The following is a 1,891-nucleotide window of genomic DNA, read 5'->3' on the forward strand; positions in this document are numbered from 1 at the left end:
CGTCCTCGCGGGGCAGCGGGACAGCCGCCCCGAGCGGAGAGCCGCCCTGGGCTGCCGACGGGAACCAACTGGGCTCACCCGAAAGCGCGCTCAGGTCACCCGGGGCTTCCTGGCGCGGTGCCGGCACGGCCTGCAGCGCGTTCCTGGGTGAGGCGGGCGGTTCGGCGATGCGCACGGGCGGCAGTTCGGCCATGGGCCGGGGCTGCGGCGCGGCCGTCGGGGCGGCGGCCAGCGCGGCGACAGGTCCGGGGGTCAGCTCCGCGACCGGAAGGGCGGCCAGCTCGACCTGCGGGCCCGAGGGCCGGGTGGGCCGTGGCTCCGGTGCGCGGGCCGGCCTCCTGTCGGGCGGCAGTACCGCGGGCAGGGTCGGGCCCAACTGGGCGCGCCCCACGTCGAACCAGGGGCGGGCGACCTCGTCCAGGGTGGGATCGGAGCGCCTGCGGGCGGTCTCCGGCTCCGTGGTGACCCGCTTGCGTATCCCGAGCCTCATCGCGCGGGTGGCGTTGAAGGTTCCGCTGACGCGCTCGGCCTGGTCGTAGAGGCTGTTGATCACCTGCTGGACCTCCTCACGGCTGGGCCCATCATCTCGGGTTCGTTCCGGCGCCATGCGGGACGAGCTCCTTCCGTGGTGCGTCTCCCGAACCAACCGTCAGACAGGGACTGCGGGTTTGGGAAAGTGTTCGGAGGTCAACTTAGCCAACTTGTGTGCTTCAGGTGAAGGTTGAAGCACGAAATGCCCGATACGTTATTGTGACCTTCATCGTATCGAGAACGGCCGGAAAGCAGCACCGAGGGGCGCTGTCAGGCCGATTCGGCCGACAGGACCCGGGCCACCACCACACCCGAGGGCGCTGTCGCCGCCGTGGAGCAGGACAGGCTCGCCCCTCGGTTCTCCCGTCACCCCCTGACCCGCGTCCTCGGTACGTCCGCCCGCCTCGACGTGGTGAGCAGGGTGAACCGGCGGCAGCCGCCTGGCCAGTGGCCGCTCGACCGCTGCGCCGCCTTGCGGCGGCCGGGAGGCCGACGGCCCGCACACCCGGAGGCCGATCTCCCCTCCCGCCGAGGAACCCTCAGCCGGAGGCCACCGGCAGGACGTCCGGCGAGAGCGCGCCGGCATGGGCGGAGGCGCTCGTCATACGGCGGCGATGGTGGCGCCGGCACAGCACCTCGTAGCCGACGTCGGCGGCGNNCAGCACCATCTCGCCGCCGACCGTACGGGCGTTGTGCGTGGCCCGCGCCCCACACCAGCACATCGCCTCCACCTGGAGGGTCTCTATGCGGTCCGCCAGCTCGATCAGCCGCTGGGAGCCCGGGAACAGCTTCGTGCGGAAGTCGGTGGTGATGCCGAACGCGAAGACGTCCAGCCCCAGGTCGTCCACCACCCGCGCCAACTGGTCGATCTGGTCCGGCGCGAGGAACTGCGCCTCGTCCACGATCACGTAGTCGACCTTGCCGCCCCTGGACATCTGGTCCACCAGATAGGCGTGCAGATCCATGCCCACGGCCGCCTCGACCGCCTCCGTCACCAGGCCCAGCCGCGAGGAGAGCTTGCCCTCCCCCGCCCGGTCGTCGCGGGTGAAGATCACACCCTGAAGGCCCCGGGCCGACCGGTTGTGCCCGATCTGGAGCGCCAGCGTCGACTTCCCACAATCCATCGTTCCGGAGAAGAACACCAGCTCGGGCATGGGAGGTCGAGCACCTTTCGGCGAGATACGCGGAGGTCGGGAAGAGGCGGGAGGGCTGGGCGGGCGGCTGTCGGGCGGGGACGGGCCTCAGGAGCGTACTTGCAGGAGCGGGACCAACTGTTCCGCAGGGGTCATCGAACCGTGGTTGCCGACCATCACCGACTCCCTCGGCTCCCGCTCCGAGGCGACGATCAGGACGTCGTCCC

The 1,891-nt window shown here is 71.3% G+C and carries 3 pseudogenes; all 3 read right to left on the reverse strand.

Features of this window, described 5'->3' with window-relative positions:
* Positions 1–607 (reverse strand): annotated as a pseudogene (locus tag AOK08_RS41685) (hypothetical protein); the annotation flags it as partial.
* Between the two features lie 463 nt (positions 608–1,070).
* Positions 1,071–1,188, reverse strand: a pseudogene (locus AOK08_RS48280) (thymidine kinase); the annotation flags it as partial.
* 2 nt (positions 1,189–1,190) lie between these two features.
* A pseudogene (locus tag AOK08_RS41690) lies at positions 1,191–1,685 on the reverse strand (thymidine kinase); the annotation flags it as partial.
* Between the last annotated feature and the right edge of the window lie 206 nt (positions 1,686–1,891).

Origin of the sequence: Streptomyces graminilatus (assembly GCF_001418565.1) — a bacterium.
In the GTDB taxonomy this organism is placed as follows: Bacteria; Actinomycetota; Actinomycetes; order Streptomycetales; family Streptomycetaceae; genus Streptomyces; species Streptomyces graminilatus.